Source organism: Stenotrophomonas maltophilia (assembly GCF_013464915.1).
In the GTDB taxonomy this organism is placed as follows: Bacteria; Pseudomonadota; Gammaproteobacteria; order Xanthomonadales; family Xanthomonadaceae; genus Stenotrophomonas; species Stenotrophomonas maltophilia_AT.
Map to the genome: position 1 here is coordinate 15,587 of NZ_RAVT01000059.1, position 20,990 is coordinate 36,576.

Genomic DNA, 20,990 nt, shown 5'->3' on the forward strand with positions numbered 1-20,990 from the left:
GCGCATACCTGCGCTCACGCCAAGATGACAATAATTCTCATCCAGCCTTTCTCCCCTGCTGGATTTCCCATGCCTGCCTGTTCCCGCCCGAGTGCCCTGGCAACCGCCATCGGCACGACCCTGGCGCTGTTCAACGCCGCCCATGCCGCCGAGCGCGCCCCGTCCGCGACAACCTCGCAGCTGCCGACCGTGCAGGTCACTGCCGACCTTGATGGCAGCACCGAAACGTCGCGTTCCTACACCACCGATTCCATGGGCACGGCGACCGGGTTGTCGCTCACCTCGCGGCAGACGCCGCAGTCGGTCAGCGTCATCACCCGCCAGCAGATCGAGGACCGCGGGCTGCTCAGCACCGCCGATGCACTGGCCACCGCTCCGGGAATCTCGGTCACGCGCAGTGATGCCAACCGCTACTCGTTCTCGGCACGTGGCTTCGACATCGACAACTACCAGTTCGACGGTGTGGTCATGCCAGTGCTGTCGCCGTGGAATTTCGGCGAAAACAACCTGGACATGGTGGTGTACGACCGCATCGAGATCGTGCGCGGCGCCAATGGTCTGATGACCGGTGCCGGCAACCCCTCGGCGGCGGTGAACTATGTGCGAAAGCGTCCGCTGCGTGATTTCGCTGCCAGTGGCGGCATCAGCCTGGGCAGCTGGGACGCGCGGCGCGCCTGGGTGGACGTGTCCAGCCCACTCAGCCGGGAAGGGCGCGTGCGTGGCCGCGTGGTCGCCGCCCAGGCCGAGGGGGACAGCTATACGGCGGGCCTGGACAGCACCGCGAAGACGCTCTACGGCGTGGTCAGCATGGACCTGGGCGAAGACACCGGATTGATCGCCGGATTCTCCTACCAGGCCAACGACAACCGCGGCTTCGGTAGTGGCTTCGCGCTGTTCAATGCCGACGGCACGCGTACCCGCTTCGATCGTTCGGTATCGGCTACCGCCCCGTGGGCACGGATGAGCACCGATACCCGCAACGGCTTCTTCGATTTCAACCACCGTTTCGGCAACGACTGGCAGGCGCGCGTGTCCTACAGCCGTTCGCACACCGACATGGAAATGAAGCACCTCTATCGTGGCGGCTATCCCGATCCGGTTACTGGTGCCATGCCCAGTGGCAACAGCTTCACCCGTTACGACGGGCCGGTGCGCCGCGAGGCGGTCAGCGCCAGCCTGACTGGCCCGTTCCAGCTGTTCGGCCGCCAGCACACTGCGTCGGTGGGCTGGTCGCGCTCGCGAGATCAGATCGCACTGGGGCAGTACCGCGCACTGGCGCCGTTGCCACCGTTGGCCAGCTATTTCGACTGGCACGGGCCGGGCACGCCCGAGCCGGTGTGGGCCAGCAACAAGACCCAGGCCGATGATCTGGACAATCATCAGAGCGGCGCCTATGCCGTGGCGCGGTTGTCGCTGGCCGATCCCCTGCATGTGATCGTCGGTGCTCGCCTGAGCAACTGGGAGACCGACCAGGTCTACTTCGGCGCCAAGCGGAAGTACCGCTACCGCAACGAGTTCGTACCGTATGCCGGCGTGGTCTGGGATCTGAACGGCTACAGCAGTGCGTATGCCAGTTACACCGGCATCTTCAAACCACAGAACAACCGCAATGAATCCGGGCAGATCCTCGACCCGGTCAGCGGCCGCAGCTATGAGCTGGGCCTCAAGGGCAGCTGGTTACAGGAGCGCTTGAATGCCTCGGCGGCACTGTTCCGTACCCGGCAGGACAACCTCGCCGAAGCTACCGGTGGACTGGTCGAGGGCAGTACGCAGGCGGCGTATCGTGCGGTGAAGGGCGCAACGGTGGACGGCCTGGAACTGGAACTGGCCGGTGAGCCGCTGCCGGGTTGGAGCCTGGGCACCAGCTTCACCACCTTCATCGCGCAGGACGCGCAGGGCAGGGCGATCAACACCGCCAAGCCGCGCAGCCTGTTCAAGCTGTTCACCACCTGGCGCCTGCCCGGTACCTGGGACCGGCTGACCATCGGTGGAGGCGTGGACTGGCAGAACCGCATGTACCAGACCGCCACCGCGCCAGGGAACCGGCGGGTGCCGGTGGAGCAACCCAGCTACGCGTTGGTGAACCTGATGGCGCGCTACCAGTTCAGCTCCAACGTGTCGGCGGCGGTCAACATCAACAATCTGTTCGACCGCCACTACTACTCGCAGATCGGCTTCTACAACCAGGGCTGGTACGGCGCGCCGCGAAACGTGATGTTCACCGTGAAGATTGGCTATTAAGGCAGGAGGTTGCCGTACGTTCAGCGCCCTGCCTTGTGCAGGGCGACGATGCTGTGCACGATCCGGGGTGCTGCGCCCCACAGCGCTTCACGCAGCGTCTTCTTCACGGGAATGGAGCAACGTATGAAGCTGCTGTCCGCTGTGTTGATGTCTGCGCTTTCGCTGCCGGCTGCTTCGGCGTTCGCGGTGGAGGCACCGCCCTCACCACTGCTGGGGCGCTGGTCGCTGGATGTCGCCACGTCTGCGCTACCCGAGGCGCAGCGCCCGAAGCACGTGGTGCTGGAGTTCAAGGATGCCGGGAGTGGACGCTGGAGTTCGCACGTGGACATCGTCCTGCACGACGGCAAGACCATGAAGTCTGATGGAACGCTGTCCCTCGACGGCACGCCGGGCGCCTTGTCCGGCACCTACGGCGCGGACAAGGCCAACCTGAAACTGCCGGCACCGAACACCCTGGTGATGCAGCTGGTGGACCATGGCACGCCAGCGTCCACCCGCATCTATACCGTAGCGGCCGACCGCACGACGATGACCGAAACCAAGGCGTTCTACGGCCACGACGGCACCCCGATCCTGCAGACCAATCTGTTCAAGCGCATGCCGTAGCGGCGTCGTCTGCACCACGCCCGCACAGCGGGCGTGGTGAATGCAGCAGCCTTACACCGCAGCCGGATCGCGCTTGCCGGTGTCGATGCCGTACCTGTCGATGGCCTCCTGCATCCGCGAACGCTCGATGCGACCTTCGTCGGCCAGCGTCTTCAACGCTGCAAGCACGATGAAGTGGCGATCCACTTCGAAGAACGTGCGCAGCGATTCACGCGTGTCGGAGCGGCCGAAGCCATCGGTGCCCAATGCGGTGAAGCGACGATCGTTGATGAAGGGACGGATCTGGTCGCCGACGATCTTCATGTAGTCGGTGGCCACCACCACCGGGCCGTCATGGCCCTGCAGGCACTGCTGCACGTAGGGCACGTGCGGCTCCTCGGCCGGATGCAGCAGGTTCCAGCGCTCGGCGGCCAGGCCATTGCGGCGCAGTTCGGTCAGGCTGGTCGCGCTCCACACATCGCTGGCGACACCGAAGTCCTGTTGCAGCAGCGCGGCCGCCGCTTCCACTTCGCGCAGGATCGCGCCACTGCCCATCAGCTGCACGCGTGGCTGTGAGGCGCTGTCGGCGGCTGCAGGGCGCAGCAGGTAGAGTCCCTTCAGGATGCCGGCCTCGGTGCCTGCGGGCAGTGCCGGCTGCGGGTAGTTCTCGTTGAGCACGGTGATGTAGTAGTAGATGTCTTCCTGCTCGACATACATGCGGCGCAGGCCGTCGTGGATGATTACCGCCAGCTCGTAGTTGTAGGTCGGGTCGTAGGACACGCAGCTCGGGATGACCGACGACAGTACGTGGCTGTGGCCGTCGTCATGCTGCAGGCCTTCGCCCATCAGCGTGGTGCGGCCGGAGGTGGCACCGAGCAGGAAGCCGCGGGTGCGCGCATCGGCGGCGGCCCAGGCCAGGTCACCGACGCGCTGCAGGCCGAACATCGAGTAGAAGATGTAGAACGGGATCGTGGCCAGGCCGTGGTTGCTGTAGGCGGTGCCGGCGGCGATCCACGAGCAGATCGCGCCGGATTCATTGATGCCTTCCTGCAGGATCTGGCCGTCCTTGGCTTCCTTGTAGTAGCTCAGCTGGCCGGCGTCCTGCGGGGTATACAGCTGGCCGAGGTAGGAGTGGATGCCGATCTGGCGGAACAGGCCTTCCATGCCGAAGGTGCGCGATTCATCGGGCACGATCGGAATGACCAGCCTGCCCAGCTCCGCGTCCTTCAGCAGGCGGGTGAGGATGCGCACGAAGCCCATGGTGGTGGATTGGCTGCGATCGCCGCTGCCCTGCAGCTGGGTGTTGAAGATCGACAGCGGCGGAAGCAGCAGTGGATCGATCTTGGCCAGGCGCGCCGGCAACTGCCCACCCTGGATGCGGCGGCGCTCGGCGAAGTAGGCCGCCTCGGCGCTGCCCGGTTCCGGGCGCAGATAGGGCATCTCTTCCAGCTGGTCATCGCTGACCGGCAGGTTGAAGCGGTCACGGAAGGCGCGCACCGCGTCGGCGCTCATCTTCTTCAGCTGGTGGTTGATGTTCTGGCCTTCGCCGGCTTCACCCATGCCGAAACCCTTGACCGTCTTGGCCAGGATCACGGTCGGCCGGCCGCGGGTGTTCACCGCCTGCTGGTAGGCCGCGAACACCTTCTGCGGATCATGGCCACCACGCGCCAGCGCCCAGATGTCGTCGTCGCTCATGTGCGCGACCCGCTCCAGCAGCTCGGGGTAGCGGCCGAAGAAGTGTTCGCGCACGTAGGCGCCGCTCTGCGACTTGAAGGTCTGGTAGTCGCCGTCCACGCACTCCATCATGCGCTGGCGCAGCAGGCCGCTGTGGTCGCGGGCCAGCAGGTCGTCCCAGCCGCTGCCCCAGATCAGCTTGATCACGTTCCAGCCGGCCGCGCGGAAGGTGCCTTCCAGTTCCTGGATGACCTTGGCATTGCCGCGCACCGGCCCGTCCAGGCGTTGCAGGTTGCAGTTGACCACGAACACGATGTTGTCCAGCCGTTCGCGGCCGGCCAGCGAGATCGCCGCCAGCGATTCGGGCTGGTCCATCTCGCCGTCGCCGAGGAAGGCCCAGACCTTGCGGCCCTGGTGCTCCTTCAGGCCGCGGTATTCCAGGTAACGCATGTAGCGCGCCTGGTAGGCGGCGGTCAGCGGGCCCAGCCCCATCGACACGGTGGGGAACTGCCAGAACTCCGGCATCAATCGCGGGTGTGGATACGAGGACAGGCCTTCACGACCGGCTTCGCGGCGGAAGTTGTCCATCCGCACCGGATCGATGCGGCCTTCCACGTAGGCGCGGCCATAGATGCCGGGCGCGGAATGGCCCTGGATGTAGATCATGTCGCCGTCGAAGGTGTCGGTGCGGCCACGGAAGAAATGATCGAAGCCGACGTCGTACAGCACCGCCGCCGACTGGTAGGTGGCGATGTGGCCGCCGACGTTGGAATGCCTGCCGGCACGCAGCACCATCACCATCGCGTTCCAGCGGATCATCGCGTTCAGGCGGCGCTCGATGGCCAGGTCGCCCGGGTAGGCCGGCTGGCGCTCGGGCGGGATGGTGTTGACGTAGGCCGTCCATGCGCGCGTATGCAGGTCGCCGTGCTGCTGCGCATCCAGCTCGCTCAGCTGGTCGATCAGGTAATGCGCGCGCGGCCGGCCACCGGCCTGCATCACCGCCTCCAGTGATTCACGCCACTCCCGTGTTTCCAGCGGGTCGGTATCGAAGGGGATCGGGGCTTGGTTCATGACTGTCTCCAGAGGGCGCCGGTCGGACTCCTGCCTGGGCGACAACACCGGCAGGGCGCACAGCACTGGAGCGGGGTCGCAACGGCGGGGCCGTGACGCGAGGGGCGGCCGCGGCGGCCACCGAGAAGACAAGCGTAGGTGCGTGCCCGGATCGCGGGTAGACGGGCGCGGCTTGGGTCTGCGCCAATCCAGTGTTGCCCCGCTTGTGTAGAGCCGAGCCGTGCTCGGCTCCACAAGGGCGTGATTGCCTAATCGTGATCGAAGCGCAACGGTTCGGTGCCCATTGCCGGGTCGCTGGTGCCGGGGCGGCCATCCTCGGCGCGCCCGGCCAGGCGCAGCACACTTTCACCCACGCTGAGCTGCAGGTCGTACCAGCTCGCGGTAGGTGCCGCATCCCACGCCATCGTGGTCTCGGCATGTGCCAGCAATGCCAGCGTCTGCTCGGGCATGTGCCCGGTGTAGGCACCTGCTGCCAAGCGCAGCTGCTGCGGGGCGTCTCCCAGGTTGCGCAGGCGCAGCCGCAGCTGGCCATCCGCGCGATCGATTGAAGCCTGCACGGCAGGACCCTTGGCCGCACCCTTGAAGTGCCGGTGGAAGCCGTTCGGGCCGAGCAGCCACAGGTCGTATCGACCCTGGGCGTCCAGCGGCCAGCGCTCGCGCAGCGGCTTACCCGGCAGCAGCGTGTAGCGGCGTGGCACCGCAGCCAGCCGCAACCGGTCGTAGACATGCAGCACCGCCGCCGCGCCTTCGCAGGACAGCGTCAGCTCCACGCCCGAGGCGTCGACCGCAGCCATCGATGCCTGCGGCCGATAGGGCAGGGCGCGTGCTGGGCGTACGCCGCTTTCCTGCTTCGCTGGCTTCAGCCCTTCCGGTAGCGCCGGCACGGTACGCCCTGGAAGAGCTGCCGCACGTGCCGCCACCGCGCTCACATCGGGCAGGCCGCGCACGAACGGGCGGATATCGCGCTGGGCGAAGTCGAAGGCGCCCGTCAGGTCACCGCAGACGGCACGGCGCCACGGCGAGATCTCCGGTGCGGCGACACCAAAGCGACGTTCAATCAGCCGTATGACCGAGGTGTGGTCGTACACCTGTGAATCGACCCAGCCGCCACGGCTCCACGGCGAGATGACGCACAGCGGCACGCGCGGGCCGAGGCCATACGGGCGTCCGCGCAGCTCGGCAGCATCGTACTTTTCGTCGCCCGGCGCGGGATGACGGTGATACTCGCCCTCGGTACTGACCGAAGACGCACCCGCCCAGCCACCGTCTATCGGTGAAGGCGGTGCCGGTGGCGGCATGTGGTCGAAGAAGCCGTCGTTCTCGTCGAACATCAGCAGCAGGGCGGTGCGGCTCCACACTTCCGGATCGGCGGTCAGCGCGTCCAGCACGCGTGCGGTATAGGCCGCGCCCTGTGCCGGGCTGGAGGGACCGGGATGCTCGCTGCCGGCGGCATCGGCGATGATGAAGCTCACCTGCGGCAGGCGCCCGTCGAGTACGTCCTGGCGCAGCTGCGGCAGGCCACGGGTGCTGACACCGCGTGCGCGCAGCTGCGGATCATGCCCGGGTGCAGCGCTGTAGGCCCGACGGAACGCCTCGAAGCCGGCCAGCGGGTTGTCGGTGAAGTTGTCGGCCATGTCCTGGTAGATCTGCCAGGACACGCCGGCCTTCTGCAGGCGCTCGACATGGCTAGTCCAGCGGTACGACGCCGGATGCCCGCCGTGTTCGGGGAAGTTGTCGTGCGAGTTGGCGATCACCGGGCCACCGGCGCGGGCCTGCGCATCGTTGTGGCCGGTCCACAGGAACACCCGGTTCGGATTGGTGCCGGCCTGCATCGCGCAGTGGTAGGCGTCGCAGATCGTGAACGCGTCGGCCAGCGCGAACTGGAACGGCAGGTCGCTGCGCTGGAAGTAGCCCATCGAGTGGTTCTGCTTGGCCTTCGGCCATTGCCCCATGCGGCCGTGGTCCCAGGCGCGCTGCGCATCGGGCCAGGTGTGTGGCGTGCCTTCCACGCGCATGTAGCCGAAGTGCGCGGCGGTATCCAGCGGGAAGGGCGCGATCGCACGCTTGCCGCTGGCATCGGGCTGCAGCCACAGGCTGCGGGTGCGGCCACCTGCTTGCAGCGCGGCGGCCGGAGCGACGAACCGATCGCCGAAGCCACGTACGCCCGGCAGCGTGCCGAAGTAGTGGTCGAATGAACGGTTCTCCTGCATGAACACCACGATGTGCTGCAAGTCTTCCAGGCTGCGCGTCTGCGCGGCGGGGGCGATCGCTGCGGCCCGGGCGATGCTGGGCAGCAGCGGGGAAAGGCCGGCGGCAACGCCGGCCTGCAACAACCGGCGTCGGCCGATATCGGTCACGGGCTCACTCACAGGTCCACGCGGAAGGAGATGCCGACGGTGCGCGGAGCGCCGATGAAGGCGTTGTCGCGGCCGTCCACCCCTGCAAGATACCGCTTATCGGTGAGGTTGCTCACCACCAGGTTGGCACCCATGCCCTTCAGGCGCGGCGACAGGCCCTGCAGGTCGAAACCGATGTTGGCGTTGAACACGGTGGCAGAGGGCAGCTTGTTGACGTTGGCGGCATCCAGGTAGCGCGTGCCCAGGTAACGGCCGGAGAGGCCGAAGTTCCAGTTGGCGCCCTGCCAGTCGGCCGACAGTACCAGGGTGTTCTCCGGCTGGCCGATCACCTTGGCACCGTCGACGATGCCCAGCTGGGTATCGCGCGCGGCATTACCGCTGCCGAGGTACTTGGAACGGTTGTAGGTGTAGGCCGCGTTGATCCGCCAGCCATTGTCCCAACCATAGCCGAACGCCGCTTCCAGGCCGTTGCTCTCCACGCCGCCGAAGTTCTCGTAGACGCCATCGGTCTCGCCCAGGTAATCGATGCCGCTGACGAAGCCGGCCGGCAGGTAGACGATGCGGTTGTCGAACTTGATGTTGTACAGCGTGACCGAGGCGGTCAGCGGCCAGCGGCTGATGCGCATGCCCACTTCGATGTTGTCGGCGGTTTCGGGCTCGACGTTGCGGAAGCGCTGCGGGTCGGTCTCGCCAAGCACGCCGGAGGGAATCGCGGCGAAGTTCTGCGAGAAGCCGGCGAACAGCTCCATGCCTTCCACGCCGGGTGCCCAGGTGAAGCCGGTGGACAGCAGCGGATCGGACCTGGAATCGGATTTGACGTGCTCGCTGGCACCGATCACGCGGCGGCGCGACTGGTCGACGAAGAACTGCTTGACGCCCAGGCGTGCGCTGAACGGACCGAAGCGGGCCACGTCCTCGACGTAGTACATCTGTTCGTCAACCTTGTACTTGTCCTCGAACTGCACCCAGTACGGCTGGTGGTCGAAGTCGATGCTCTGGCCGACATTGAGCAGGCGATGCCAGTCGCGGCGCGCCGAGCGGTCCAGCTTCTCCACCCACAGGCCGCCACGGATCGTGTTGTCGACCGCGCCGAAGGTCTGCCGCCACTCGACATCGGCGGTCACGCCCATGCGGTCGTTGTCGTAGTGGGTGTGGCGGTAGGACTGCGCGCCCAGCACGTTGCCCGCGTAGCAGTTCGGATCGTACTCGGCGGTGAAGCCCAGACGCGGCGTGCAGCTGGCCAGGCGCTGCGCGGCGCTGCCATCGGGATTGACGAAGAAGATCTGGCCGCGGTTGCTGCCGCCATACACGGTCTTTCCACCGATGTACTCCGACTCCGGGCGACCGGCACCATCATCGCTGACCTGCGCCAGGTAGGGTGGCAGCCAGTCGCCGCGGCCCTGCATGCGGTGCCCGTAGGCGGCCATCGAGGCCTTGAATCCATTGCCGCCATCGAACGCCGCGCGCAGGTAGCCGAAGGTGTTCTCGCGCAGCGCACGCGAACCGGAACGGTAGTTCTGGTCCAGGTACGGGATGCCGGTCAGGGTGCCGACCAGGTTGTCGCGCTCCGGATTGGTCGCGAAGCCCTTCGGCGATACGCTGGTGTATTCGGGCTCGTCGGCATCGTTGTACGACAGGTAGCCGGTCAGCGTCCAACGGTCCAGTTCGGTGATGAACTTGCCGGCGATGTGGTCGTTGCTGGCGTGCCCGGTGCCATCGATCCAGTCGTGCACCTTCGACGAGGAGGCACTGACCCAGGCGCGGGTGTGGCCGCCGAGCAGGCCGGTGTCGTAGCGTACGTAATACTTGCGCGCATCGTTGTCACCGGCACCGACCACGAAGCGCAGGCGGCTGTCCTGCAGCGGGTCGCTGGTGAGGAAGTTGAGCGTGCCGCCCAGCGCTTCGTTCGAGCGCGAGGAGATATCAGCGGTGCCCTGGCTGACTTCCACCGTCTCCAGGTCGAGGGTGTCGATGTAGCGGTTGGCCAGTGAACCGCCACCGTAACCGGAGCCACCGTTGGGCAGGCCGTCGATGGTGGTGCCGATCTGCTGCGTATCGCGGTTGGTGACGAAGCCGCGCATGCTGATCTGCGTGCCCCACACCGACGAGCCGGTGGCGTCGGCCTCGCTGACCACCACGCCCGGTACTTCATTGAGCGCATCGTTGACGCTGCTCATCACCGTCTGCCGGTTCAGCGTTTCCGCGCGCACCGAGGTCTTGGCGTAGCTGGTAGCCTGGCCGATTACCTGCACCTGGTCCAGGGTACGGGCATCAGTGCCGCGCGCTTCGGCCGTCTCGCCCTGCGGTGCTTCGGCCAGGGCGTCCAGTGCGGGGGCGATCAGCAGGGCAAGCAGCGAAACACGGGGAAAGCGCGCAATCGTTCGCATCGAAACCGGACCTTCAGCAGAGGGAAGCCCCGGAGTGTCGGCAGCGCCAATGACATCGGCATGACGCGCAGATGCAGGAACGGTGTTGTGTGACGGCCGGTGCCTCCGGCCGCTTGCCTGTCAGTACCGCGCATCCCTGGGTTTCGGGTCGCGCGGCCAGTCCTTGGCCTTGTTGGCGAAGTCCGGCCGCGGCTGGTTGATGAAATAGCTGGCGATGTCCACCGCATCCTGGTCGGGCATCACCTGCTGCCCGAGCGGGGGCTCGCGGGTCACTGCCGGCGGCATGTTGTGCTTGATGAAACCGGCGGCCTTGTAGAGGCGCGCCATGCCGGCGCCGATGTTGAAGCTGTGGTCACCCCACAGCGGCGGGAAGGCGATGTCACCGCTGGCGTCGCGCTGGCCTTCGCCGTTGTCGCCGTGGCACGCTGCGCACTGCACGGCGTACAGTGCCTGGCCACGGATCGGGTCCGGGGTCAGTGTGCTGTCGATCGGCCCTTCGCTGGGGGCGGCGACCTTTGCACCGTCTGGCACAGGACTGCTCAACCACGCCATGTAGTCGAGCATCGCGCGCATCTGCGGCGAGTCCTTGGGCAGCGGCTTGCCGTTCATCGAGCGCTGCAGGCAGCCGTTGATGCGCTCGGTCAGCCCGATCACCTTGCCCGGGCGCGGCATGTAACGCGGATAGGCACCACCACCGGTGTTGAAGTAGTGGTTGCCGAACGGTCGTTTGCCTTCGGCCATGTGGCACGAATTGCAGTTCAGATCGTTGCCGACGTTGTCCGGCAACAGCCGCGCGGTTTCGTTGAGGAGGCGGCGACCGAGCATCACCGATTCGGCATTGCCCAGCCCGGCGATCTCTTCGGCGCTGGGCGCGTGGTAGTGGCCGACCACCTTGCCCTGCGCATCGAGGATATCGATCGTGCTTGCCACGGCGGCATCCAGGTCCGGGTACAGGTGGCGATAGGCCAGGGTGCCAGCACCGGCCAGCAGCGCCATGGTGATCGCGCTGCCGATCAGCAGGCGGGAACGTCTGCGCGAACGCTTCATCGTGCGGCCTCCTGCGGAACGTAATGCACCGGCTTGTCGCGCACCACCCGGCGCATCCGCGCCACGTCGACCTCGCTTACCGCGCTGGCCTGGTTGCCCCAGCTGCTGCGGATGAAGGTCAGGATCTGTGCCAGCTGCGCGTTCGGCAGCTGCTCGAAGCCGGGCATGGTGAAGGCCATGCGGTCATGCGGCGTATGCGGCGTGCGGCCGCCGATCAGGGTCACCTGCACCAGCGAACTGGGATCGTCAGCGAACACGATCGAGTTGCCGGCCAGGGCCGGATAGACGCGCGGCATGCCGCGGCCGTCGGCGCGATGGCAGGCCTGGCAATGCTCGGCATAGGCCAGCGAACCGGCCACGCGGTAGTCGCCGCTGCGCAGTGCGGCGGTGGTCGTATCGGTGCCGGCCGACCACTGCGCGCTACGTCCTTCGCGGGCGGGCAGCTGCTTCAGGTAGCGCGCCATCGCCAGCAGGTCAGCGTCGGACAGGTACTGCGTGCTGTGCTCGACCACATCGGCCATGCCACCGAAGGCCGCAGAACGATCGGTGCGGCCGGTGCGCAGGAAGTCGACGATCTCGCCTTCGTTCCAGCTGGCCAGGCCGGTCGATTCATTGCGCAGGTTCTTCGCATACCAGCCTTCCAGCACCGAGCCGGACAGGAACTGGCGGTTGCCATCGTCGGCCATGGCCTTTTCCTGGAAGGCCAGGCCGCGTGGCGTATGGCAGGCGCCGCAATGGGCCAGGCCTTCAACCAGTTCGGCGCCGCGCTGCTGGCCGGCATCCAGCGACGGATCCGGGCTGAAGCTGCGTGGGCGCGCGAACAGCAGCTGCCACCAGGCCAATGGCCAGCGCATGTTGGCCGGCCACGGAATGGTGCTGTCGGCGTTGTCCTGTTTCACCGGCTGCACCGAGCCCATGAAGTAGGCGTACAACGCCTTGATCTCGGCATCGCTGGCGATCACATACGAGGCGTACGGCATGGCCGGATACAACGGCTGGCCATCGTGGCGGATGCCACGGCGCACAGCGCGCTCGAAGTCGGCGTAGTCGTAGGCACCGATGCCGGTCTGCGGATCGGGCGTGATGTTGGTCGAGTAGATCGTGCCCATCGGCGTCTGCATGCCGAGGCCACCGGCGAACGGCCTGCCGCCCGGTGCGGTATGGCAGGCCGCGCAATCGGCGGCGCGCGACAGGTACTGGCCCTGCGCGATCAGCGCCGGGTCTTGGATATCGACCTGCGCCGTCTGCCGCGGCGCAAACCAGTAGGGCGTGGTGCGGGCGATGCCGTAGGCGGCGGCCAGCGAGGCGGCCAGGGCAATGGCGAGCTTGAGCGAGGTGCGCATGGCGGCACTGTGGAGATTCCCGCGCGCGTGTTCATTGATCCGGATCAATGACTGAACGGATACAGCTTGTGCACCAAGCTGAATCGTTCCTGCGTTGTCATCAAGCCGTCATCCATGCGCGATAGATGGCCCGTGCCCGCGTCGCTAACCTGCCACGCTGTCGCACCTTTTCCCCGATTGCCCATGAAGCGCCTGCTGCTGTTGTTGCTGGCGTGCGCCGGCCTGTGGCTGGCTGCATGCTCTTCCTCGATCAACGCGTCGTCCACCTCGCTCGCCGATCGGCTGATCGCGCCGGGTGGCGTGTCGACCCTGCTCGATCGCCCGCGCATCGCCGCGGCCATTGCCGAACTGCCCAACCGCCATGGCTTCGCACCGGGTCGCGATGGCGTGCCGATCTTCTGGCGCGTGTTCGACCCGGGGGATTACGGCGCGCGCTACCGCTACCTGCCGCAGCGCCACGAGAACGGCCTGCCGCTTGATACCGGGCTGAGCCTGGCGGTACCGCAGCCGTTCCGTGCGCAGGCGCCGCGCGGCACCGTGGTGCTGCTGCACGGGTGGATGATGAACGGTGATTCGATGTTGCCGTGGTCGCTGCAGCTGGCCGAATCCGGCTACCGCGTGGTCACGCTCGACCTGCGCAACCATGGCCAGTCCGGTGCGGGGCCGTCCGGCTATGGCACCTACGAATCGGACGATGTGGTCGATGTGATCAGCGAACTGCGTGCACGCGGCGAAGTGACCGGCCCGCTGTATCTGTTCGGCGTGTCGTATGGCGCGGCCACGGCGGTGTTMACCGCCGACAAGCTGGGGGATCAGGTGGAAGGCGTGGTGGCGATGGAATCGTTCGCCAACGCCGGCGTGGCCATCCGCACGATGATTCCGCACCTGATGGGGCTGCAGCCGGAAGGCTTGAAGGCGCAGGCGGTGGCTTCCTACGCGCGCTGGCGCTATGGCGGGCAGGACATCAACCAGGTGATCGCCGCCGCCAGCCGCCGCATCGACGTCGATCTGGACCGGGTGGACGTGGCTCGCGCGCTGGCCGATACCCGCGCGTGCGTGCTGCTGCTGCACGGGCAGGGCGACCAGCACATTCCGGTCAGCCAGGGCCGCCAGTTGGCCCTGGCCAACCCGCGCGCGCACTACATCGAGATGCGCGGCGAGGACCACATCACCCTGCCGCTGCGGCTGGACCTGCTGGCCGGCGTGGTCGACGACTGGATGGCGCGCGACGAGCACCACCCGAAGAGCGCCTGCCCGGCCCCGCAGCTGCCAGCCCAGGCCGAGTGGCTCACTCACACCTGAAAAAAAAAGGGGACGGAGGGGATTAAGTCGTTTCCAACCCGGGTGTGCGGGAAACGACTTAATCCCCTCCGTCCCCTTTTTGTGTCAGGGCAGGCGTTGTGCCAGTGCGCGGGCGGAGGCGGCTACGCCGAGCAGCAGGGCGGCCACGCACAGGAAGGCGAAGCCGAGGCTGGTGGCGTGAGCCAGCGCACCAATGGCCGCCGGGCCGGCGAGGATGCCGGCGTACCCCAACGTGGTGACCGCGGTGATCGCGATGCTCTCCGGCATCACCCGCTGCTGGCCGGCCATCGAGAACAGTGCCGGCACGATGTTGGCGCAGCCCAGCCCGACCAGCACGTAGCCGGCCAGTGCCACCGGGAACGACGGCACCAGCGTGGCCAGGCTGAAACCGGCCGCTGCGGTGATGCCGCCGATCACGATCGTGCGGGTACGGCCAAGTCGCTCGACGATGCCATCGCCGAACAGGCGCATCGCGGTCATTGCCAGGGTGAACACCGCAAAACCAGCACCGGCCCGGTCGCGCGGCACCTGTCGCACTTCGGCCAGGAACACCGCGCTCCAGTCCAGCATCGAGCCTTCGCCGAGGAACACCACGAAGGCCAGCACGCCGATGAACAGCACCACGCCATGTGGCAACGCCAGCAACGGCCCCTCATGCAGGATCCGTTGCGGGCGCCAGTGCGGCGCCGAGAGCGCCGCCACCAGCAGCAGTGCCGTCACCGAAGCCAGCGCGGCTACCCACAACGGTGTTCCAACCACCAGCAGGCCGGTCATGCAGCCGGCGCCAACGAAGCCGCCGATGCTGTAGAAGGCGTGGAAGCCCGACATCATCGGCCGCCCGGCATCGCGCTCGACGGCCACTGCCTGCATGTTCATTGCACAGTCCAGGGCGCCGACGCCGGCACCGAACACGAACAGCGCCGCCCCCAGTGCCAGTGGCGTCGGTGCCAGGACCAGCAGGGGCAGGGCGCACAGCATCATCGCGCAGGTGATCACCATTACCCGGCGGCAGCCCAGCCGCCCCGTCAATGCGCCCGCCAGTGGCATCGCCAGCAGCGAGCCGAGGCCGAGGCACAGCAGCACGGCGCCGAGGCTGGCATCGGACAGCCCGGCCTTGGCTTTGGCGTAAGGCACCATCGGTGCCCATGCAGCGGTGGCGAATCCGGGGATGAAGAAGGCAGCACGGGTGGCGTGTTGCTGGGCACGTGGGGATGAAGGCGTCATGCGCGGCGCGAAGCTCCAGGGAGTCGTCATGAAAACGGTTCCAGTCGGGTTCGGCAAGTGCCGTGCATGACATCGGACGACGCATACGATTGCAGTGACCCGATTGCGTCACCAGTGATTAACGCCATGCACGGACAGTGGCTGCAAGGCCGGCATCCTGCCGGCCGCTGCCGGAGACCTGTTCATGAGCACGACACCGACCATCCTCCTCGTCCATGGATTCTGGGGCGGGGCCGCACACTGGGCCAAGGTGATCCTGGAACTGCATCGCAGTGGCCATGACCGCGTGCAGGCGGTGGAGCTGCCGCTCACCTCGCTGGCCGACGATGCCGGGCGCACGCAGAAAATGATCCGCCAGATCGACGGGCCGGTGCTGCTGGTCGGCCATTCCTACGGCGGCGCGGTGATCAGCCAGGCCGGCAACGAGGCCAATGTGAAGGGCCTGGTCTATATCGCCGCCTTTGCTCCCGATGCCGGCGAGAGCCCCGGCGGCATCACCCAGCAGCATCTTCCGGAAGCGGCGCCGAACCTGGCCCCGGACAGCGATGGCTACCTGTGGCTGCGTGCCGACAAGTTCCATGAGAGCTTCTGCCAGGACCTGAGCGACGACGAAGGCCGGGTGATGGCAGTGACCCAGAAGGCGCCGTTGGCCAGCACTTTCGGCGATACGGTCAGCGATCCGGCATGGAAGCACAGGCCGAGCTGGTACCAGCTGTCCCGCCACGACCGCATGATCGCACCGGACAACCAGAAGGCCATGGCCGCAAGGATGCAGCCCAAGCGCCTGCTGGAGCTGGATGCGAGCCATGCCTCGCTGGCCTCGAAGCCCAAGGAAGTAACCGCGTTGATCCTGGAGGCCTGCGCCGCCATCGGCGGTTGAGCCCCAGCAGCACAGCGCGACAGCCCACGGCAGGACCGCACGCCGCACGACAGCACGCCGCACGACAGCCGGGGCGCAGGGGAGTACACTCCTGCGCCTGCGGCCGTCCGGCCGCGTTCCCATCCTGCCTCCAGCCGCCGCCAGAGGATCCCACCCGATCGTGGAGGTCCTGTCGTGCTGTACGTGCCCGTTGTCCGTCTTCCGTCCTCATTGCCGCGTCGCCGCCTGCTGCCGCAGGTGCTCGCGCAGAGCCTGTTGATCGCATTGTCGGGCAGCAGCGCAATGGCTGCAGCGCAGTCCGCCACTGAACCGGACAAGGATCGCCAGGCGCCAGCCTCGCAGACCCTGCAGACGGTGCAGGTCACCGCCAACCAGCTGGGCACCATCACCGAAGGCAGCGGCGCCTACACGCCGGGCACCATCGCCACCGCCACCCGCCTGGTGCTGACCCCGCGGCAGACCCCGCAGACCATCAGCGTGATCACCCGCGCCGAGATGGATGACTTCGGCCTGCACGGCATCGATGACGTGATGCGGGTGACCCCGGGCATCAGCATCGTCACCTACGACAGCGAGCGCACCGAGTACTACGCACGCGGCTTCGCCGTGCAGAACTTCCAGTACGACGGCATCCCGATGTCGCGTGACTCGGCCTACTCGGCGGGCAACACGCTCAGTGATACCGCCATCTATGACCGCATCGAGGTGCTCAAGGGCGCCACCGGTCTGTTGACCGGCATGGGAGATCCCGGTGCGACCATCAACCTGGTGCGCAAGAAGCCGGGCAAGGACTTTGCCGGCAGCGCGACGCTGGGTGTGGGGCGCTGGGATGATTACCGCGCCGAGATCGATGTCGGCGGCCCGTTGACCGCCGATGGACGCGTGCGCGGTCGTGCAGTGGGCGCCTGGCAGGACAAGCATTCCAATCTCGATTACTACCAGCGCACCAGCAAGGTCGGCTACGCGGTGCTGGAAGCCGATCTGGGCGAGCGCACCCTGCTGACCGTGGGTGGCGATGCGATGGACAGCGACCCGAAGGGCTCGACCTGGGGCGGCATTCCGCTGCTGGACAGTGCCGGCAACTTCAATGACATGCCGCGTTCGTTCAACAACGGCACCCGCTGGAGTGGCTGGCGCCAGTATGTGCGCACCGGCTTTGCCACGCTCGAGCACACCTTCGCCAACGACTGGGTGGCCAAGCTGCAGCTCAACCACCAGGTCAACGGCTATGACGCGGCGCTGGCGGGAGCGGCCGGTGGCAATCCCGATCCGGTCACCGGCGAAGGCGTGTCGTTGTGGCTGGGCAAGTACGTTGGCAAGACTGTCAGCAACGCGGCCGACTTCTACCTGAGCGGTCATTTCGGCCTGTTCGGCCGCGAGCATGAGCTGGTGGTCGGTGGCAGCGCCTCGCGCAAGCGCTGGACCAATACCGGTTACTCGCCGCAGCCCGGCTATCCGACCGAGGTGCCCGATTACCGCGCATGGCAGGGCGACATTGCGGAGCCGCAATGGCAGCGCAGCTACGACAACAACGAAGTGACGCGCGAGAATGGCGTCTATGTGGTCGGTCGTTTCGACGTGGCCGATCCACTGAAGGTGATCGTGGGTAGCCGCCTGGCCAGCTACCGCTCGCCGGGCACGCGCGAGACCGGCGTGTTCGTGCCGTATGCCGGTGTGGTCTACGACCTTGGCGAGCACTATTCGGTGTATGCCAGTTACAGCACCATCTTCAAGCCGCACAGCGAACGCGACGAGCAGGGCAAGGCGCTGGATCCGCTGGAAGGCCGCAGTTACGAGATGGGCCTGAAGGCCGAGTTCCTCGATGGGCGCTTCAACGCCAGTGCGGCGCTGTTCCAGCTCGACCAGGACAACTTCGCCCAGCCCACCGGCGGCAAGACGCCGGACGGGCAGGATGCGTATCGCGCCCTGATGGGCGTGCGTACCAAGGGCTACGAGCTTGAGATGTCGGGCCAGCTGGCGGAAGGCTGGCAGGTGCAGGGTGGGTTCTCGCACAAGATCGCCCGCCAGGCCGGTGCCAAGGTCACCACGCTGGAACCGGAAAACCAGTTCAGCCTGCACACCAGCTATCGCCTGCGTGGCGACTGGAAGGGCCTGACGCTGGGTGGTGGCGCGCGCTGGCAGGATTCCACTTTCGGTGAGATCACCAACCCCGCCACCAGCGCGCAGGTCGTGCATCGCACCCAGCCGTACTGGCTGCTCGATGCGATGGCGCGCTATGAATTCAACGACCGCCTGTCGGCCACGCTCAACGTCAACAACCTGCTGGACAAGCGGTACTACACGATCTTCAGCTGGTACAGCACTTACACCTGGGGTGAGCCGCGCAATGTGCGGTTGAGCTTGAACTACAGGTTCTGACGCCGGTCCCGTAGAGCCGAGCCTACGCTCGGCTGCGGTTTGACAGCCCGCCGAGCATTGGCTCGGCTCTACAAAGACGCCCGCGATGCTGGATGGCATCGCGGGCGTTGTCGTTACAGCGGCAGGTCGAACACCAGCACTTCGGCGTCGTTGCCGTTTTCCAGGGTCAGCTGCGCTTCGTCGCTGACCTGCAGCGCGTCACCGGCTTCCAGAGTGATGCCGTTCACCTGCAGCTGGCCACGCGCCACCTGCACGTAGGCGCCACGACCGTTGCCGAGGGCGTGATGCAGCTTCTGGCCGCCATCGAGAATGGTGGCGAAGATGCGGGCATCCTGGTGGATGCGCAGCGAACCGTCGGCACCGTCCGGCGAAGCGATCAGGCGCAGCTGGCCGCGCTTGCTGTCCGGCGTGAAATGGGTCTCCTCGTAGGACGGCGCGATGTTCTCCGCATCCGGGAAGATCCAGATCTGCAGGAAGTGAACGGTCTCGTCGGCCGAGTGGTTGAACTCGCTGTGGGTGACGCCGCTGCCGGCGCTCATGCGCTGCACGTCGCCGTAGCGCAGCACCGAACCGGTGCCCATCGAGTCCTTGTGTTCCAGCGCACCGCCCAGCACGTAGGAGATGATTTCCATGTTGCTGTGGCCGTGGGTGCCGAAGCCCTGGCCGCCGATCACCTTGTCTTCGTTGATCACCCGCAGCGGGCCGAAGCTGACGTAGCGCGGGTCGTAGTAGTTGGCGAAGGAGAAGGTATGGCGCGAGGACAGCCAGCCATGCTCGGCCAGGCCACGGGTAGCGCTCTTGCGGATCTGAAGCATGATGGAATCTCCTTGTTCGATGGTTTCGATGGGGCGGGGTTGGCCTGTATCCGCCGTGTTTCCCCGTTGGAGAGAAGTATCCGCTTGCACCCGCGGTTTGAAAAACGGATAGTTTTGACAGCCATCATCGAAAAATTCGAATGCTCAAGCTCAGCCTCGATGCCCTGCAGATCCTGGATGCCATCGACCGCCGCGGCTCATTCGCCGGCGCCGGCAAGGCCCTGCACAAGGTGCCCTCGACCATCTCCTACACCGTGGCCAAGCTGGAGGAGGACCTGGGCGTGCAGCTGTTTGACCGGGTCGGCCCGCGCGCCGAGCCGACCGAGGCCGGCCGCGCGTTGCTGGATGAAGGGCGGCACCTGCTGCGCGCGGCCCGTGAGCTGGAGCTGCGGGTGCGCCGGGTGGCGTCGGGCTGGGAGACCGAGCTGACCCTGGCGGTGGACTCGGTGTTCCCGACCTGGCTGCTGGGTCCGGACATCGCCGCCTTCCGTGAGGCTGAGGCGCCGACCCGGCTGCGGCTGATCGGTGAGGCACTGTCAGGCACCTGGGAGGCCTTGCTGGATCGCCGTGCCGACCTGCTGGTCGGCGCGCCGGGCGAGGGGCCCAGTGGTGGCGGTTACGTGGTCGAGCCGCTGGGCACGGTGGAGTTCGTGTTCGCGGTCGCACCCGATCATCCATTGGCTGCAGTACCGGGCGTGCTTGGGCGCGAGCAGCTGGTCGAACACTGCGCGATCGCCGTCTCCGATTCGGCGCGTCGATTGCTGCCGCGTACCGTGGGCCTGTTGATGGGGCAGGAGATGCTGACGGTGCCGGACATGGCCAGCAAACTGAAGCTGCAATGCGAAGGCGTGGGCTTCGGTTTCCTGCCCGAGCCATGCGCGCGCGCGGCGGTGGCGCGTGGCCAGCTGGTGATCCGCGAGGTGGAGGAGCACAAGCCGGAAGAGACCTTCTGGCTGGCCTGGCGCACCGGTGAGGATGGCGCCGCACTGCGCTGGTGGCGAGAGCGCCTGCGCAGGCCGGAGCTGCTGTCGCAGTGGTGGCAGGCAATGGCCAGGGGTTAGGGGTTTGGCAGGGCTGCGCCCWGCACCCGCCGGAGCAACAGCCACGGCCGAAGCAAAAGCTGGTTTCCTGAGGGATGGCGGGGTGGCTCCGGTTGCGGGAGACGCCGTAAACCCATCCCTGGGGGCTTGGCCGCGGCATCCATGCCGCGGACACTCCCGCAACCGGACCCACCCCGCCTTCGACAGTTTCCCGCAACCTGTCGGGTATTGCTTTCTGTAGAGCCGAGCCATGCTCGGCTCAGATCTCACGGATATCGAAATATTCGATTCCGATGGAGTCATCCACGCAGGCGTGGATCCATCAGACATCGGGAAACTGTCAGAGGTGGGGCGGTGTCGGAGTGCGGGGTGTCAGCCGCATGGATGCGGCTGCCAAGCCTACAGGGACGTACTTGCGGCGTCCCCGCACTCCGACACCGCCCCGCCACCCCACGGAATGCGTGCTGTTGCTGTTGCTCCGGCCGTTGCTTCGGCGGGTGCAGGGCGCAGCCCTGCCGAAAAACACACATAAAAAAACAGCAGGCCGGGGCCTGCTGTTTCGGTGTAATGGTGCGCCCGGAGAGATTCGAACTCCCGACCGCCTGGTTCGTAGCCAGGTACTCTATCCAACTGAGCTACGGGCGC

At 66.7% G+C, this 20,990-nt stretch carries 13 protein-coding genes and 1 tRNA gene; 6 read left to right on the forward strand and 8 right to left on the reverse strand.

Annotated features, from left to right (window positions below):
* Nucleotides 1-69 precede the first annotated feature (69 nt).
* Both fauA and D7T59_RS18710 read left to right on the forward strand, forming a co-directional pair.
* The gene (fauA, locus tag D7T59_RS18705; RefSeq protein WP_180852706.1) at nt 70-2,241 is read left to right on the forward strand and encodes a TonB-dependent alcaligin siderophore receptor FauA; all 2,172 of its coding nucleotides are present in this window, start codon (nt 70-72) and stop codon (nt 2,239-2,241) included.
* Nucleotides 2,242-2,364: 123 nt separating this feature from the next.
* Nucleotides 2,365-2,847, forward strand: a complete 483-nt coding sequence (locus tag D7T59_RS18710; protein WP_180852707.1) for a LuxR family transcriptional regulator — start codon at nt 2,365-2,367, stop codon at nt 2,845-2,847.
* A gap of 51 nt (nt 2,848-2,898) precedes the next feature.
* Here D7T59_RS18710 and aceE read toward each other — a convergent pair whose 3' ends face one another.
* The 5 genes from aceE to D7T59_RS18735 all read right to left on the reverse strand — a co-directional run bounded on the left by aceE (nt 2,899) and on the right by D7T59_RS18735 (nt 12,705).
* The gene (gene aceE, locus D7T59_RS18715) at nt 2,899-5,571 is read right to left on the reverse strand and encodes a pyruvate dehydrogenase (acetyl-transferring), homodimeric type (RefSeq protein ID WP_180852708.1); all 2,673 of its coding nucleotides are present in this window, start codon (nt 5,569-5,571) and stop codon (nt 2,899-2,901) included.
* Nucleotides 5,572-5,819: 248 nt separating this feature from the next.
* Nucleotides 5,820-7,928 carry a phosphocholine-specific phospholipase C gene (locus D7T59_RS18720; protein ID WP_180852709.1) on the reverse strand — a complete coding sequence of 703 codons (2,109 nt, stop codon included), beginning with the start codon at nt 7,926-7,928 and terminating at the stop codon, nt 5,820-5,822.
* Nucleotides 7,929-7,936: 8 nt separating this feature from the next.
* Nucleotides 7,937-10,315, reverse strand: a complete 2,379-nt coding sequence (locus D7T59_RS18725) for a TonB-dependent receptor (RefSeq protein WP_180852710.1) — start codon at nt 10,313-10,315, stop codon at nt 7,937-7,939.
* A 120-nt stretch (nt 10,316-10,435) separates the two neighbouring features.
* A complete protein-coding gene (locus tag D7T59_RS18730; protein ID WP_180852711.1) occupies nt 10,436-11,362 on the reverse strand; it encodes a c-type cytochrome in 927 nt (308 codons plus the stop codon).
* On the reverse strand, nt 11,359-12,705 hold the full coding sequence (locus D7T59_RS18735; RefSeq protein ID WP_180852712.1) for a c-type cytochrome: 1,347 nt from the start codon (nt 12,703-12,705) through the stop codon (nt 11,359-11,361). The genes D7T59_RS18730 and D7T59_RS18735 overlap by 4 nt, the downstream gene beginning before the upstream one ends.
* Before the next feature lie 183 nt (nt 12,706-12,888).
* Between D7T59_RS18735 and D7T59_RS18740 the strand changes: the two genes are divergently transcribed.
* Nucleotides 12,889-14,007 carry an alpha/beta hydrolase gene (locus D7T59_RS18740; protein WP_180880314.1) on the forward strand — a complete coding sequence of 373 codons (1,119 nt, stop codon included), beginning with the start codon at nt 12,889-12,891 and terminating at the stop codon, nt 14,005-14,007.
* Nucleotides 14,008-14,091: 84 nt separating this feature from the next.
* Here the strand turns inward: D7T59_RS18740 and D7T59_RS18745 are convergent, their stop codons facing one another.
* Complete coding sequence (locus D7T59_RS18745; protein WP_164137944.1) at nt 14,092-15,231, reverse strand: MFS transporter; 1,140 nt, start codon at nt 15,229-15,231, stop codon at nt 14,092-14,094.
* Nucleotides 15,232-15,415: 184 nt separating this feature from the next.
* Between D7T59_RS18745 and D7T59_RS18750 the strand changes: the two genes are divergently transcribed.
* Together D7T59_RS18750 and D7T59_RS18755 are read left to right on the forward strand one after the other, a co-directional pair.
* Nucleotides 15,416-16,111 carry an alpha/beta hydrolase gene (locus tag D7T59_RS18750; RefSeq protein ID WP_164137940.1) on the forward strand — a complete coding sequence of 232 codons (696 nt, stop codon included), beginning with the start codon at nt 15,416-15,418 and terminating at the stop codon, nt 16,109-16,111.
* Nucleotides 16,112-16,285: 174 nt separating this feature from the next.
* Nucleotides 16,286-18,490: a TonB-dependent siderophore receptor gene (locus D7T59_RS18755; RefSeq protein WP_180852714.1), complete on the forward strand. Its 2,205-nt coding sequence runs from the start codon at nt 16,286-16,288 to the stop codon at nt 18,488-18,490.
* A gap of 113 nt (nt 18,491-18,603) precedes the next feature.
* Here the strand turns inward: D7T59_RS18755 and D7T59_RS18760 are convergent, their stop codons facing one another.
* On the reverse strand, nt 18,604-19,305 hold the full coding sequence (locus tag D7T59_RS18760; RefSeq protein WP_049428172.1) for a pirin family protein: 702 nt from the start codon (nt 19,303-19,305) through the stop codon (nt 18,604-18,606).
* A gap of 140 nt (nt 19,306-19,445) precedes the next feature.
* Between D7T59_RS18760 and D7T59_RS18765 the strand changes: the two genes are divergently transcribed.
* Nucleotides 19,446-20,366 (forward strand): LysR family transcriptional regulator, encoded by a 921-nt coding sequence (locus D7T59_RS18765; protein ID WP_100443621.1) that lies wholly within the window; start codon nt 19,446-19,448, stop codon nt 20,364-20,366.
* Nucleotides 20,367-20,913: 547 nt separating this feature from the next.
* Here D7T59_RS18765 and D7T59_RS18770 read toward each other — a convergent pair.
* Nucleotides 20,914-20,990, reverse strand: a tRNA-Arg gene (locus D7T59_RS18770).